The organism is Sulfitobacter sp. BSw21498 (genome assembly GCF_006064855.1).
In the GTDB taxonomy this organism is placed as follows: Bacteria; Pseudomonadota; Alphaproteobacteria; order Rhodobacterales; family Rhodobacteraceae; genus Sulfitobacter.
Genome location: NZ_CP040753.1, coordinates 1691582 through 1704922 on the forward strand (window position 1 = coordinate 1691582; position 13341 = coordinate 1704922).

Here is a 13341-nt window from a genome sequence, read left to right on the forward strand (position 1 = left end):
CGTTTCCCAGTTAAAGGAGCATACACATGCTACGTCTTGTAACCCTGACATCCACAATTGCGCTGATGGCTACATCCTTGATGGCCGAGCAAATCAAAGTCGGCGTTTCCCCCGGCGAGCACGCCGAGATCATGGAAGAAGTCGCCCGCGTCGCAGAGCCGATGGGTCTTGAAATCGATGTCATCGAATTCTCTGACTACGTTGTGCCAAACCAAGCGCTGGCCGATGGCGACATCGAAGCGAACTCCTTTCAGCACGTGCCCTACCTTGAGGCGCAGATGAAAGACCGCGGGTTTGCGCTGGCGGTTGTGGGCAACACGATCACCACGCCCATGGGAGTCTATTCGGACAAAATCACCGACATCGCCGACCTTGAAGAAGGCGCGACCTTTGGCATCCCGAACGATCCCACCAACGGGGGCCGTGCGCTGCTGGTCCTGCAACAGCTTGGCATGATCAAAATCGATCCCGCAGCTGGTCTGGTGCCGACGGTTCTGGACATCACCGAGAACCCCAAAGACCTGTCGTTCAAGGAACTCGACGCGGCACAACTGCCCCGTTCGCTGGCGGACTTGGACGCGGCGCTGATCAACACCAACTACGCGATTGCATCGGGCTTGAGCCCCAAGGAAGATTCCATCGCGATGGAAAGCGCCGACAACCCTTATGTGAACGTGATCGCAGTGCAGAAGGGCAAGGAAGACGCACCTTGGGTCAAGACCCTGCTAGAGGCATATCATTCGGACGAGATCAAAGCGTTCATCGACGAAAGCTACCACGGGACTGTGATTACATCCTGGTAAGGTAAATGCCGGATACCGCCTGTTGGACGGTCGGTATCCGGCGCATTTGTGCGTTGGTAGCAGTGCCCACTGATGACAGCGCAAACGCAAGACATTGATATTGGCGACACTTGCGCCAGTTTGACATGCAGCGGCATGTCGTGTGACCGTCCCCGAAACCTATAGCAAGTTGAACCGATGGACGATCTTCGCAGCACGCTCAAATCTTTGTACGACGGGCGCAGCACCCGCGCGCGGCGGTTCCGCTATGGACTGATCCTGTTTGATTCAATCTCGATCGTCTACTTTATCGCAACTGCAGCCCTCACTTCGACGCCCCTTTTCGTCACGCTAAACACGGTCTTTGGCGTGTTTATCGTGCTCGATCTTGCCGCGCGGCTGTGGATCTCTACGAACCTGCGCAAAGAACTGCTGCGCATCTATACGCTTGCCGATCTTGTGGTGGTGATATCGCTGGTGCTTGCGCCGCTGATGGCCGAAAGCTTTGCGTTCTTGCGGGTGCTGCGCGGGCTTCGACTGATCCATGCGTACCATCTCTTGTACGATCTCAGGCGTGAAAGCATGTTCTTTCGCAAACACGAGGATGCGATCCTTGCGGCGGTGAACCTGCTGGTCTTTATCTTTGTCATCACGTCGCTGGTTTTCGTCCTGACCTTTGATGGTGATGCAGGCATCGCGGGCTATGTGGACGCGCTCTATTTCACTGTGGCGACGCTTACAACAACAGGCTTTGGTGACATCACGTTGACCACGACGGGCGGCAAGCTGTTGTCGGTTTTCATTATGGTGGTCGGCGTCGCGCTTTTTGTGCAGCTGGCGCGTACGATCTTCCAGCCCGCCAAGGTGAAACACACCTGTCCAGAATGCGGGCTAAGCCGCCACGAGTCTGATGCCGTACACTGCAAACATTGCGGCACCACGCTCAAGATCGAGACCAAAGGCGACACCACCGGTTAGGCCGCGCAGATCGGGCGGGCAGCGCGTCCGACCCGACCGTACGGCGCTCTCCCCTATCGCCTTTAAGCTTTCATAAAGGCTGGGCGTTGGTCTTTTCTGATAAAGGACCACGCGATAAACCGGCTTGTTTTCTGCCCCTGCGCCATTTCGACAACGTCGCAGTTGGCCACTTTGGCCTTTTTCAGGATTTTATATAGCGTCTGCACATTGTCCTTTTTCGACACGAGCGACGTGAACCACAGACATTGACCGGCAAAGGCCCGGCTTTGGTCGACCATATTGGCGATGAACTTTATCTCGCCGCCCGGGCACCAAAGCTCGGCGTTTTGACCGCCGAAGTTGAGCTTGCCAGAACGCCCCTTGCCAAGATTGGCCCATTTTCGCTGGGTGCCTTTGGCGGCTTTTTCCATCGAGGCGTGAAAGGGCGGGTTGCACAGGCTGACGTGGAAACGGTCGTCGGGCTTTATCACACCGTTAAAGACATCTTCGCGGGCGGGCTGCAGCCTCAGGTCCACGTCCAGATTGTTATCACGGCAAATCTGTTGCGCAGACTCAAGCGCCACAGGGTCGATATCCACGCCGGTGAAATGCCAGCCGTAAACGCTCTGCCCGGTGAGGGGGTAAACCAAGCTGGCACCGGTCCCGATATCCAACGCCTTGATCTTCGGCCCGCGCGGAATTTCGTTTCCGTTACTGCGCGCCAGCAGGTCCGCCAGATGGTGGATATAATCGACACGCCCCGGAATCGGAGGACAAAGATAATTGGCGGGAAGATCCCAGACCTCGACATCGTAGTGCGACTTGAGCAACGCCCGGTTCAGCATACGAACAGCTGCCACATCCCGAAAATCAATAGTGGTCTCACCCGCGGGGTTGCGGGTCGTAAAGGGCTCCAATTCAGGGAGGCAAGCGACCAAGCGCGCGAAATCATAGCCCTCTTTATGCGGGTTACGGGGGTGTAGATTGGTCTTGGTGGCCATCGAGAAGCCTTTTTTTGAAGGGGTGGGAAAGAAGCAAAGCTCTGCGCCCGTCTTACGCCCATGCGTCCCCAGAGTAAAACCAAAGCGAAAGGCCCCTCCCCGTGGTTCATCCAACGGGTCAATTATTTTTATCGCTCTCCCCCAAAAACCGTTGTTAGTTACAAATGCAACCTTTAGGCAATTAAAGAACCGGATCCATGGAGGCGACGATGACTGATAAAAAATATCCAACCCGCATGACCCAGGCCCCCTCCCTTGCAGGGCCAAACGCGGGATACATGCCCGGTTTCGGCAATGATTTTGAAACCGAAGCGCTGCCTGATGCCCTGCCCCAAGGGATGAACAGCCCACAAAAATGTAACTATGGCTTGTACGGCGAACAGCTGAGCGGCACGGCTTTTACCGCGCCAAGCCATCAAAACGAACGTACGTGGTGCTACCGCATTCGTCCGTCGGTCAAACATTCGCATCGCTACGAAAAGATCGACCTGCCGCACTGGAAATCCGCGCCCAATATCGTGGACGAGGTGACCAGCCTTGGCCAATACCGCTGGGACCCGCTGCCGCATAGTGACACGCCGTTGACATGGTTGACGGGCATGCACACGATGACGACCGCAGGCGATGTCCACACACAGGTTGGCATGGCGACGCATGTGTATCTCGTGACTGAATCCATGATCGACGCGTATTTCTTTTCCGCCGACAGCGAGATGCTGGTCGTCCCGCAAGAAGGCCGTTTGCGCTTTTCAACCGAGCTGGGAATTATCGACGTCGCGCCGCAAGAGATCGCCATTATTCCGCGCGGGCTGGTCTACCGTGTCGAAGTCCTTGAGGGTCCGTGTCGCGGGTTCGTCTGTGAAAACTATGGCCAGAAATTCGAGCTGCCCGGGCGGGGGCCCATCGGGGCCAACTGCATGGCCAACCCGCGTGACTTCAAGGCCCCCGTGGCCGCGTTCGAAGACCGCGAAGTGCCATCGACCGTAACCGTAAAATGGTGCGGCGCGTTTCATGAAACCAAGATCGGACAATCGCCGCTGGATGTGGTGGCCTGGCACGGAAACTACGCGCCGATGAAATACGATCTGCGCACCTACTGCCCCGTGGGCGCGGTGCTGTTCGATCATCCTGACCCGTCGATCTTTACCGTCCTGACCGCCCCGTCTGGGCAAGAAGGCACCGCGAACATCGATTTCGTCTTGTTCCGCGAACGCTGGATGGTCGCCGAAGATACCTTCCGGCCTCCTTGGTACCACAAGAACATCATGTCCGAATTGATGGGCAATATTTACGGGCAATACGATGCCAAGCCCAAAGGGTTCATCCCCGGCGGCATCAGCCTGCACAATATGATGTTGCCCCACGGGCCTGACCGCAACGCCTTTGAGGGGGCGTCCAACGCGGATCTCAAGGCCGAAAAGCTCGATAATACGATGTCGTTCATGTTCGAGACCCGTTTCCCGCAGCAACTGACAAAATTCGCCAGCCATGAGGCCCCCTTGCAGGATAATTATATCGATTGCTGGGCCGACATCGAAAAGAAGTTCGACGGGACGCCGGGTAAGAAATGAAACTCTATTCCTACTGGCGATCGACCACATCCTACCGCATTCGCGCTGCGCTGAACCTTAAGAGTGTGGCGTATGACACGGTGCCGGTTGACCTTGTTGCTGGCGATCAGCGCGCGCCCGATTACGTTGCGCTGAACGCTGGCAAGGGCGTGCCGACCTTGGTGCTAAAGGACGGCACGGCGCTGACCCAGTCGATGGCGATCCTCGAGTATATTGACGCGACGTGGCCCGAACCGCGCCTAATCCCTGCTGATGCTTTGCTGCGGGCGCGGGTGATGGCGGTGGCGCATACCGTCGCGCTTGATATTCATCCTGTAAACAATCTGCGTCTGATCAGGCAGCTCAGATCCCGTTTCGGTGCCACGCCCGATCAGGCAACCGATTGGATGTGCCACTGGATGAACGAAGGGTTCGCAGCGCTCGAGGCCATGCTGCCGGCCGGCGACAGCTTTGCCTTTGGTGACGCCCCCGACATCGCCGATATCTGCATTACGGCTCAGGTTTATAACGCCCATCGTTGGGGCGTTGACCTGACGCCATTCCCGAAAATCGCGCGCATTGAACGGCTTTGCCTGAATATCCCGGCCATTGCCGAAGCGCATCCTGACACTCAGCCCGACACTCAGACTGACGCGAAAGTAGCCACATGACATTGATGAAAAGCTGGGTAACCAGCGCCAACACGCCCGACACCCCCTTCCCTCTGAACAATCTGCCCTATGGCGTATTTTCCGTCGGCGACGAAGACGCCCGCTGCGGGGTCGCGATTGGCGACATGATCCTTGATATGGCGGCGCTTGAAACCGCAGGGCTGATCCGTCTGGACGACGACGCCGCCTTCGACCTGCCGTTCTGGAATGATGTGATGGAACTGGGCCCCGACGTCTGGGCCAAGCTGCGCGCAAGGCTGCATGAAATGTTGGCCGAAGAGTCGGCGGATCAGGCGGCGACTGAACCCTACCTCGTCCCGCGCGCGGATGCGCAATTGCATATGCCGCTGATGGTATCCGAATATACCGATTTCTATGCGGGCCGTCAGCACGCACAGAATATGGGCGCGATCCTGCGCGGGTCGCCAGATCTGCCGGCCAACTGGCTGCACATTCCGGTCGGCTACAACGGTCGCGCATCCTCTGTTGTTGTTTCCGGCACCGACATCCACCGCCCCAACGGCCAATCCAAGGCCCCTGACGCCGATGTGCCGTCTTTTGGCCCCTCCAAACGGTTGGATATCGAGCTTGAGATGGGCGCGATCGTCGGCACGTCTTGTGAATTTGGCACCCCGATCACGGTCGATCAGGCGGATGCGATGATCTTTGGCTATGTGCTGCTGAATGACTGGTCTGCCCGCGACATTCAGGGCTGGGAATATCAGCCGCTTGGCCCGTTTCAGGGCAAGGCTTTCGGCACGTCGATCTCTCCGTGGATCGTCACTGCGGCGGCACTTGATCCCTTCCGCACGGCGACACCAGCGCGTGAAAAGGAACTGCTGCGGTATCTCGACAGCACCATCGACGGCTTGTTCGACATCGAGCTCGAGGTTTTGATACAGCCCGAAGGTGCCGCCACGGCGACGTCTCTGTCGAAAACCAACTATAGCCGGATGTATTATTCCGCCGCCGAACAGCTGTGCCACCATGCCAGCGGCGGCTGCGGCATGAACTCTGGTGATCTGCTGGGCTCCGGTACGATCTCGGGGCCAGATAAATCCGAATACGGGTCCCTGATGGAGCTGAGCTGGGCGGGGCGTGACCCCTTCACGCTCGATACCGGCGAGACCCGCACATTCATCGAAGACAACGACACGTTGATCCTGCGCGGTGCCGCAAAGGGCGACGGGTATCAGATCGGGTTCGGCACGTGCGAAGGCACGATCCGTCCCGCCGTTAAATTCCCCACATAAAGGACCAAGACAATGGCAAAAGCATTCGCATCCCAAGGGGATCTGTCCGAAAAGAAAATCACGTTCGACGAAGTCGGAGAGGGTCTGTGGGCGTTCACAGCCGAGGGCGACCCGAACTCGGGCGTCATCATCGGCGACGACAGCGTCATGATCGTCGAAGCGCAGGCAACGCCGCGTTTGGCCAATAAGGTCATCGAAAAGGTGCGCGAAGTCACCGACAAACCGATCAACCATGTGGTACTGACCCACTATCACGCCGTGCGCGTGTTGGGTGCTTCGGCCTATGGGGCGGATCAGATCATCATGTCGGACGCCGCCCGCGCCATGGTCGAAGAGCGCGGTCAGGAAGATTGGGACAGTGAATTCCAGCGTTTCCCACGTCTGTTTGAAGGCCATGAATCAATCCCGGGCCTGACCTACCCGACGACCACCTTTAACGACAGCATGACGGTCTATCTGGGCAAACGTCGCGTTGATATCAAACACATCGGCCGTGCGCATACGGCAGGTGATGCGGTTATCCACGTGCCCGACCAGAATGTGATGTTCACCGGCGACATCGTCGAAGACCATTCTGCGTGTTATTGTGGTGACGGGTATTTTGGCGATTGGGGCCAGACGCTTGATAATATCAAAGCATATGATGTCGACGCCATCGCACCGGGTCGCGGGGCAGCATTGATCGGCAAAGACGCTGTTGAACGTGCAATTGAAAGCACGCGCGACTTTGTCCAAAGCACGTACAAGCCCGCACAAAGGGTCGCCATGAAGGGCGGCACATTGAAAGACGCATGGGATGCCGTGCGCGCCGAATGTGATCCGAAATTCCACGACTACGCGATCTATGAACACTGCCTGCCGTTTAACGTCAGCCGCGCCTTCGACGAGGCCCGCGGTATCTGGCACCCCCGTATCTGGACCGACAAACGCGATTTGGAAATGTGGGCGCAGTTGCAGGGCTAAGGCCAAGTCTGGGAGGACAACTCATGGTCGACGTCCGTTACGACATCGCGTTCAAACTGTACCCATACGAAAAGGTCGCAGGTCAAGATCTGGCACCTCGACGACACCCTGTGGTGATCGTCGGGGGCGGGCCTGTCGGGATGGCAACGGCCCTTGATCTTGGGCGCAAGGGCACGCCTGTTCTGGTGCTCGATGACCACGAAGGCGTCGGACAAGGCAGTCGCGCCATCTGCTTTGCCAAACGCACGCTTGAAATCTGCGACCGTCTGGGGGCAGCCAAGGGAATGGTCGACAAGGGCGTCGTGTGGAACGTCGGCAAGGTGTTCCACGGCGACAAACGCGTGTTCGAATTCAACCTGTCGCCCGAAGACGGGCACAAGGCACCTGCGTTTATCAACCTGCAACAGCCGTATTTCGAGAAATACCTCGTAGAGGAAATTCGCGTGGCGCAGTCGCAAGGCGCGCCCATCGAAATTCGCGGGCGCAATGTGGTCACCGGTATGGCGCAGCAGGGCGACCATGTGCTGCTCGACGTCAATACGCCCGACGGCCCCTACCAGCTTGAGGCGGATTGGGTAATTGCCTGTGATGGGGCGCGTTCGCCCACACGCGACATGCTGGGGCTCGGCTTTGCGGGGCGCGTCTTTGAAGATAATTTTCTCATTGCCGATGTCAAAATGAAGGCCGACTTTCCGACCGAACGCTGGTTCTGGTTTGCCCCCCCTTTCAAAGACAGCGGTGCCTCTGCCCTGCTGCACAAACAGCCCGACGATATCTGGCGCATTGATTTCCAACTTGGGTGGGACATTGACCGCGCCAAAGAGCTTCGCGTTGAAAACATCCGTGCGCGTGTGGATGCGATGCTGGGCAAGGATGCCGAGTACGAGCTGGAATGGACCTCGATTTACACATTCCAATGTCGACGTATGGAAAAGTTTCGTCATGGGAACGTGCTGTTCGCGGGCGATAGCGCGCATCAAGTGTCGCCGTTTGGCGCACGCGGTGCGAATTCCGGCGTGCAAGATGCGGACAATTTGGCGTGGAAGCTTGATCTGGTGGTCAAAGGTCTTGCCCCCGATACACTGCTGGACAGCTATTCAGAAGAACGGGTGCACGGTGCGGATGAAAACATTCTGAACTCCACCCGAGCGACCGATTTCCTGACCCCCAAGACCGAGATGAGCAAAATCTTCCGTGACGCTGTGCTCGAGCTTGCCCATGACCATTCTTTCGCGCGGGTTATGGTGAATTCCGGTCGGCTGTCGCTGCCTTGCAGCTATGACGGTCTGTCGTTGAATGGGCCCGATGCGCTGAACGGCCCGACGGTCAGCCGGGTCGGTGCAAATTGCAGCGACGCCCCCCTGAAAGACGGGTTCTTGCTGGATGTTCTGGGTGGGGATTTTACTGTTCTGGCGATCAACACAGAGGCGCCGCAGCTTGCGGACGTTGACGGGATCGCACTGAAGACCGTGACGTTGGATACCGGCCGTGACGACGCAAGCGGCGCTATCGCTGCGCGCTATTTGGGTGCCGCCCCCAGCGGCATTTATCTGATCCGCCCGGACCAACATGTCGCGGCCCGTTGGGCAGCAGCCAGCGCTGCCGACATCCAGTCCGGTGTGCGCATTGCGACAGGAAGAGGGCAGTGAACATGGAACTCAATCTGAACCCGAATATCAAAGATCCCGACGGATTTTATGATGAACTGCTTGGGGCGCACAGCGGGCTGAGCAAGGACGAAAGTGATGCGTTCAATGCGCGGCTGATCCTTATTCTGGCCAACCACCTGGGCGACAGGGCGATCCTGCGCGCCGCGTTGAACGCCGCAAAGTAACACCGTTCGAAACATCGGACATCGAAACATCGCGGCAGGGAGGCCGCGTTGAAACAACCCAAAGGGGGGAATACTCATGACGAAATTCACATCCATCGCGCTGATCGGCGCATTGCTATCGGGCACAGCTGTTGTGCCAGCCTTCGCGGATACCGAACTGGTGTTGTCCAGCTGGCTGCCACCGCGCCACCCGATCGTGGTCAACGCAATCAAACCTTGGGCCAAGGAGGTCGAAGAGGTCACACAAGGCCGTGTCACCGTGCGGGTTCTGGGCCGTGCTTTGGGCAGCCCACCGGCGCATTTTGACATGGCCAAAGACGGCATTGCCGACATTACCTATGGGCTGCACAGCTTTAGCCAAGACGATCGTTTCGACGCGTCCCAGGTCGGACAGTTCTCCTTTATCGGTGACGACGCCGTGACCGCATCGCAAGCGTTCTGGACCGTCTACACTGAAGATCTGGGCGCGCGTGACGATCACGAAGGCACCCATTTGCTCAGCCTGTTCGTCCATGGCCCCGGATTACTGCACAACAATGTGCGCCGCATTGAAACGCCCGAAGATTTTAGCGGCCTAAAGATGCGCGTCCCCGGCGGCTATATTGCCGAATTCGTGGAAGACCTTGGTGCGACGCCGTTGTTCATGTCCTCTACCGAGGTCTACGAGAAACTGTCGCGCGGCGTGATCGACGGCGCGGCCTTTACCTACGAGGCCCTGACCGCGTTCAACCTGACGGACGACATCAAGTATTCGATGACCGTCCCGGGCGGGATCTATAACACCTCGTGGTTTCTGGTGATGAACGAAAAGAAATGGGACGGCATAAGCGCCGAAGACCAGGCCGCGATTGATGCCATCTCGGGTGTTGCTTTTGCAGAGCGGGTTGGCGCAGCATGGGACGCGGCGGACGCCGCAGCCGTGGTCGCGATCGAAGAGGCCGGCATCGAGGTCTATGCCGCGCCAGCTGCGGTTCTTGACGCCGCGCGCGCATCGGCAACAACACTAGAGACCACATGGGCCGAAAGCCTTGGCAGCGAATTTGACGGGCGCGCCGCGCTGGCACGTCTGCGCGAAATCTCTGGTGTTGCTCAATGATCATGCGTCTGTTGGGCCGGGGGCTTGAAGTGTGTTCAATCGCACTTCTGCTTGGCCTGATGACCGTCACGGGCCTTGATGTGATCGGCCGATACTTCTTGAACGCGCCCTTGAAGGGGGCGTTCGAACTGACCGAAATTCTCTTGGCTGCCCTCGTGTTCACCGCGCTGCCACTGGTAAGCCGTGCGGGGGAACATGTGGATGTCGACATCGCCACGAGCTTCCTGCCCGGCCGCCTGCAACACGTGCTTTCGCTGGCGATCGCGATCCTGTGCGCGGGGACCTTACTGTTCTTTGCGTGGCGTTTGGGGCTGCTCAGCCAAGCGCAGGCAAATGATGGTGCACGGTCAGTGGCCTGGGGCGTCCCCTATGCGCCGCTTGCGCTGCTTGGTGCCGTCATGTGTCTGCTTGCGGCTGGCTATGGGATCATAAAAGGGACTGCCAAGAATGATTGAATCGACCGTCGGGATCCTGGTTCTTCTGGGTCTCATCTTTTTGCGGATGCCGATTGCCTTTGCGATGTCGCTGGTGGGCGGCATCGGTTTTGGCCTCATGCGTGACTGGAATGCCGCTGGCGCGATGGTGGGCAATGCGGTGTTCGAAACCGGGCTCAGCTATTCGTTATCCGTCGTGCCCCTGTTCATCTTTATGGGCAATATATTGGCGCAGTCGGGCATCGCACACGGGTTGTTTGCCGGTGCTGACCGGCTGTTCGGACGTATGAAGGGCGGGCTTGCGCTAGCCACGATCCTAAGCTGCGGCGGATTTTCTGCTGTCTCTGGGTCATCGCTTGCGACCGCTGCCACAATGAGCCGTGTCGCCATGCCGCCGATGCGGAAATTCGGCTATTCCGATAGCCTCGCCTCCGGTGCAATCGCTGCGGGCGGGACGCTCGGGATCCTCATTCCACCCTCCGTGATCCTGATTATCTACGGCCTTTTGACCGAAAGCGACATCGGCAAGCTGTTTATTGCGGGGCTTCTGCCAGGGCTGCTTGGGATCATCCTGTACATGGTCGCCGTAGTGGTCGCCGTCAGGCTAAAGCCCGATCTTGCCCCGCCTGTGACGCAGTCGGAACCGATGACGAAACATGATCGTATCGGCGTATCTGGCACATTGGGACTGTTTGTTTTCATCATGGGCGGCATCTATGGCGGGTTCTTTACCCCTATCGAAGCCGCGGGCATGGGGGCCATTTTCTCGCTTGTCCTTGCGTTGCTTATCCGGGGACTGAACCGGAGCGGTTTCGTCGATGCTTGCCGCCAGACCGTGTCGTCGTCGGGCATGATCTTCGCGATCATCATCGGTGCCGAAATTTTCTCGGCGTTTGTGAACTTTGCAGGGTTGCCCGATGGTTTGGTCGATCTGGTCGACACTTATGATCTGTCCGCATGGGGCGTGATCTTTATTATGGTTGCGATCTATCTGATCATGGGCTGCGTCTTTGAAAGCCTGTCGATGATCTTGCTGACTGTTCCTGTGTTCTATCCGGTCGTGAGCCAGCTGGATTTCGGCGGCAGCGTATTGGGCGACCCGGAACTTGTTCTGATCTGGTTTGCCGTGATTGTCGTCGTCGTGACCGAGATCAGCTTGATCACACCGCCTGTCGGTATGAATGTCTTTGTCCTGCGCTCTGTCCTCAAGGACGTTTCGCTGAGCACGATCTTTCGCGGCGTATTGCCGTTCTGGATCGCCGACATCGTACGTCTGGCGCTGCTACTGGCGACCCCGTCGATCTCGCTTGTTCTGCTCACCTAGCCCGCCTCAAGCGGCAAGGAACGGACCGCCAATTGCCCTAAAGCTGGGCGAACCGCGCTTTTAGCAGCGCTTCGTCATATTCGCTTTGGGCGGTACTATCGTACACGACCCCGCCGCCGACGTTCAGCTTTGCCTGACCGTCGGCGGTGCAGGCTAACGTCCGGATGGCGACATTGAATTCCATCGTCCCATCGGGCGCAATCCATCCGACCGCGCCACAATAGGCGTCGCGGGCCGTCGTTTCGAGGTCCGAAAGGATCTCCATCGCGCGAATTTTTGGCGCACCTGTAATTGATCCGCAGGGAAAAACAGCCGTCAGGATATCAGTCAGTGTGCAGTCGGGACGGATCGTCGCCGTCACCTCCGAGATCATCTGATGGACCGTCGCATAGCTTTCGATTTCGAACAGGGCCGGCACCCGTACGCTGCCTATCTCTGAAATACGGGTGAAATCATTTCGCAGAAGGTCAGTGATCATCAGGTTTTCGGCCTGATTTTTCTCGGACGCACGCAGCCACGTCTTTAGCGCTTCATCCTCTGCGGCATCCGCGCCACGGTTGACCGTTCCCTTCATTGGACGGGTGCGCAGCTGTCCTTGGGCCGAAAGCGAGAAAAACAGTTCGGGCGAACGACACAACAGCTTTGCGCCGCCAAGATCAACAAAGGCACCGTAGGGCACGGGCTGTTTTTGTTTCAGCTGCTCATAAAGACGATCAAGACGGCCCTCGTAGGTCGCCGTCATAGGGAACGTCAGATTGGCCTGATAGATATCCCCGTCGCGCAAGTAGCTCTGAATGGCATCAAAAGCCGTCTTGTAGGTTGGAAAATCCCACTCAGGTTTGAAACGTCCAAGGCTGGCGTCGCCTGTCGAAACCGGCGCGGGCGGCGCATCAACCCGATCAAAGACGCCAAAGCGCAGCAACGGTTCGCTCCGATCTGCCGGCAATCTGCCGCGCAGTTTCGGAATGAGCGCGTAGCCCAGTTCGTAGGACGCGGTCCCTGCGAGCCATTTTCCGGCTTTGTGTTCGGTTTCTATCGCGCGCAGGGTATCGGCCACCTCGTCGGGGTGCCAAGCCTCGATGATGTGTGCCGGTCGATGAAACCAAGAGCCGGTTCCAAGCGGCCCCCGGTCAAACAGGATCGACGGACCTTGCGCGGTGTGTGCCATTTAGAAATCAGCTGCGATACGCATTTCACGCAGCGGGCGGACGATGTCGATACAGTCTTGATAAATCTGATGCGCCCGATACGCCGTCAACGCAGCCTCGTTTTCGAACTCGGCATAGACGATCACATCAACGTCATTGCCAAAGCGATCTTCATTCCTGTTCCGCGAGACCTCGAAATGCTTCACCGACGGGATGGTTCCGAGCATGGACAGACCTTCGACAATTTGGTCAATATCCTTGGCGTCTTTGCTGCTGAAAAACACGACGTGACGAATGATCTGGCCGTTAGATTTCTTGTCTGACATTT

General features: G+C 57.8%; 14 protein-coding genes. 11 read left to right on the plus strand and 3 right to left on the minus strand.

Annotation, left to right across the window (positions count from 1 at the left end; genetic code table 11):
* Positions 1-26 precede the first annotated feature (26 nt).
* Positions 27-803, plus strand: coding sequence for a MetQ/NlpA family ABC transporter substrate-binding protein (locus tag E5180_RS08260; RefSeq protein ID WP_138923957.1), 777 nt, complete (start codon positions 27-29; stop codon positions 801-803).
* A gap of 177 nt (positions 804-980) precedes the next feature.
* Positions 981-1760, plus strand: a complete 780-nt coding sequence (locus tag E5180_RS08265) for a potassium channel family protein (protein WP_138923958.1) — start codon at positions 981-983, stop codon at positions 1758-1760.
* 62 nt (positions 1761-1822) lie between these two features.
* Here E5180_RS08265 and rlmF read toward each other — a convergent pair whose 3' ends face one another.
* Complete coding sequence (gene rlmF / locus E5180_RS08270) at positions 1823-2740, minus strand: 23S rRNA (adenine(1618)-N(6))-methyltransferase RlmF (protein WP_138923959.1); 918 nt, start codon at positions 2738-2740, stop codon at positions 1823-1825.
* 209 nt (positions 2741-2949) lie between these two features.
* Here rlmF and hmgA point away from each other — a divergent pair, with 209 nt between their 5' ends.
* The 9 genes from hmgA (at position 2950) to E5180_RS08315 (ending at position 11865) form a co-directional block, all read left to right on the plus strand.
* Positions 2950-4311: a homogentisate 1,2-dioxygenase gene (gene hmgA / locus E5180_RS08275; protein ID WP_138923960.1), complete on the plus strand. Its 1362-nt coding sequence runs from the start codon at positions 2950-2952 to the stop codon at positions 4309-4311.
* The gene (maiA, locus tag E5180_RS08280) at positions 4308-4961 is read left to right on the plus strand and encodes a maleylacetoacetate isomerase (protein WP_138923961.1); all 654 of its coding nucleotides are present in this window, start codon (positions 4308-4310) and stop codon (positions 4959-4961) included. The genes hmgA and maiA overlap by 4 nt, the downstream gene beginning before the upstream one ends.
* Positions 4958-6214 (plus strand): fumarylacetoacetase, encoded by a 1257-nt coding sequence (gene fahA, locus E5180_RS08285; protein WP_138923962.1) that lies wholly within the window; start codon positions 4958-4960, stop codon positions 6212-6214. Before maiA ends, fahA begins: the two co-directional genes overlap by 4 nt.
* Before the next feature lie 12 nt (positions 6215-6226).
* Complete coding sequence (locus tag E5180_RS08290) at positions 6227-7177, plus strand: MBL fold metallo-hydrolase (protein ID WP_138923963.1); 951 nt, start codon at positions 6227-6229, stop codon at positions 7175-7177.
* Positions 7178-7200: 23 nt separating this feature from the next.
* Positions 7201-8826, plus strand: a complete 1626-nt coding sequence (locus tag E5180_RS08295) for an FAD-dependent oxidoreductase (RefSeq protein ID WP_138923964.1) — start codon at positions 7201-7203, stop codon at positions 8824-8826.
* A 2-nt stretch (positions 8827-8828) separates the two neighbouring features.
* Complete coding sequence (locus E5180_RS08300; RefSeq protein WP_138923965.1) at positions 8829-9011, plus strand: DUF2783 domain-containing protein; 183 nt, start codon at positions 8829-8831, stop codon at positions 9009-9011.
* Between the two features lie 76 nt (positions 9012-9087).
* Positions 9088-10107 carry a TRAP transporter substrate-binding protein gene (locus E5180_RS08305; RefSeq protein WP_138923966.1) on the plus strand — a complete coding sequence of 340 codons (1020 nt, stop codon included), beginning with the start codon at positions 9088-9090 and terminating at the stop codon, positions 10105-10107.
* The gene (locus E5180_RS08310) at positions 10104-10562 is read left to right on the plus strand and encodes a TRAP transporter small permease (protein ID WP_138923967.1); all 459 of its coding nucleotides are present in this window, start codon (positions 10104-10106) and stop codon (positions 10560-10562) included. The genes E5180_RS08305 and E5180_RS08310 overlap by 4 nt, the downstream gene beginning before the upstream one ends.
* A complete protein-coding gene (locus E5180_RS08315; protein ID WP_138923968.1) occupies positions 10555-11865 on the plus strand; it encodes a TRAP transporter large permease in 1311 nt (436 codons plus the stop codon). The genes E5180_RS08310 and E5180_RS08315 overlap by 8 nt, the downstream gene beginning before the upstream one ends.
* Before the next feature lie 37 nt (positions 11866-11902).
* Here E5180_RS08315 and E5180_RS08320 read toward each other — a convergent pair whose 3' ends face one another.
* Positions 11903-13033, minus strand: a complete 1131-nt coding sequence (locus E5180_RS08320) for an aminodeoxychorismate synthase component I (protein ID WP_138923969.1) — start codon at positions 13031-13033, stop codon at positions 11903-11905.
* Positions 13034-13339: a Dabb family protein gene (locus E5180_RS08325; RefSeq protein ID WP_206338714.1), complete on the minus strand. Its 306-nt coding sequence runs from the start codon at positions 13337-13339 to the stop codon at positions 13034-13036.
* Positions 13340-13341 lie beyond the last annotated feature (2 nt).

Excerpts from the sequence above, each read along its gene's own strand:
- E5180_RS08260 (WP_138923957.1), top strand. The coding sequence starts at position 27 with ATGCTACGTCTTGTAACCCTGACATCCACAATTGCGCTGATGGCTACA.
- E5180_RS08265 (WP_138923958.1), top strand. The coding sequence starts at position 981 with ATGGACGATCTTCGCAGCACGCTCAAATCTTTGTACGACGGGCGCAGC.
- rlmF (WP_138923959.1), bottom strand. The coding sequence starts at position 2,740 with ATGGCCACCAAGACCAATCTACACCCCCGTAACCCGCATAAAGAGGGC.
- hmgA (WP_138923960.1), top strand. The coding sequence starts at position 2,950 with ATGACTGATAAAAAATATCCAACCCGCATGACCCAGGCCCCCTCCCTT.
- maiA (WP_138923961.1), top strand. The coding sequence starts at position 4,308 with ATGAAACTCTATTCCTACTGGCGATCGACCACATCCTACCGCATTCGC.
- fahA (WP_138923962.1), top strand. The coding sequence starts at position 4,958 with ATGACATTGATGAAAAGCTGGGTAACCAGCGCCAACACGCCCGACACC.
- E5180_RS08290 (WP_138923963.1), top strand. The coding sequence starts at position 6,227 with ATGGCAAAAGCATTCGCATCCCAAGGGGATCTGTCCGAAAAGAAAATC.
- E5180_RS08295 (WP_138923964.1), top strand. The coding sequence starts at position 7,201 with ATGGTCGACGTCCGTTACGACATCGCGTTCAAACTGTACCCATACGAA.
- E5180_RS08300 (WP_138923965.1), top strand. The coding sequence starts at position 8,829 with ATGGAACTCAATCTGAACCCGAATATCAAAGATCCCGACGGATTTTAT.
- E5180_RS08305 (WP_138923966.1), top strand. The coding sequence starts at position 9,088 with ATGACGAAATTCACATCCATCGCGCTGATCGGCGCATTGCTATCGGGC.
- E5180_RS08310 (WP_138923967.1), top strand. The coding sequence starts at position 10,104 with ATGATCATGCGTCTGTTGGGCCGGGGGCTTGAAGTGTGTTCAATCGCA.
- E5180_RS08315 (WP_138923968.1), top strand. The coding sequence starts at position 10,555 with ATGATTGAATCGACCGTCGGGATCCTGGTTCTTCTGGGTCTCATCTTT.
- E5180_RS08320 (WP_138923969.1), bottom strand. The coding sequence starts at position 13,033 with ATGGCACACACCGCGCAAGGTCCGTCGATCCTGTTTGACCGGGGGCCG.
- E5180_RS08325 (WP_206338714.1), bottom strand. The coding sequence starts at position 13,339 with ATGTCAGACAAGAAATCTAACGGCCAGATCATTCGTCACGTCGTGTTT.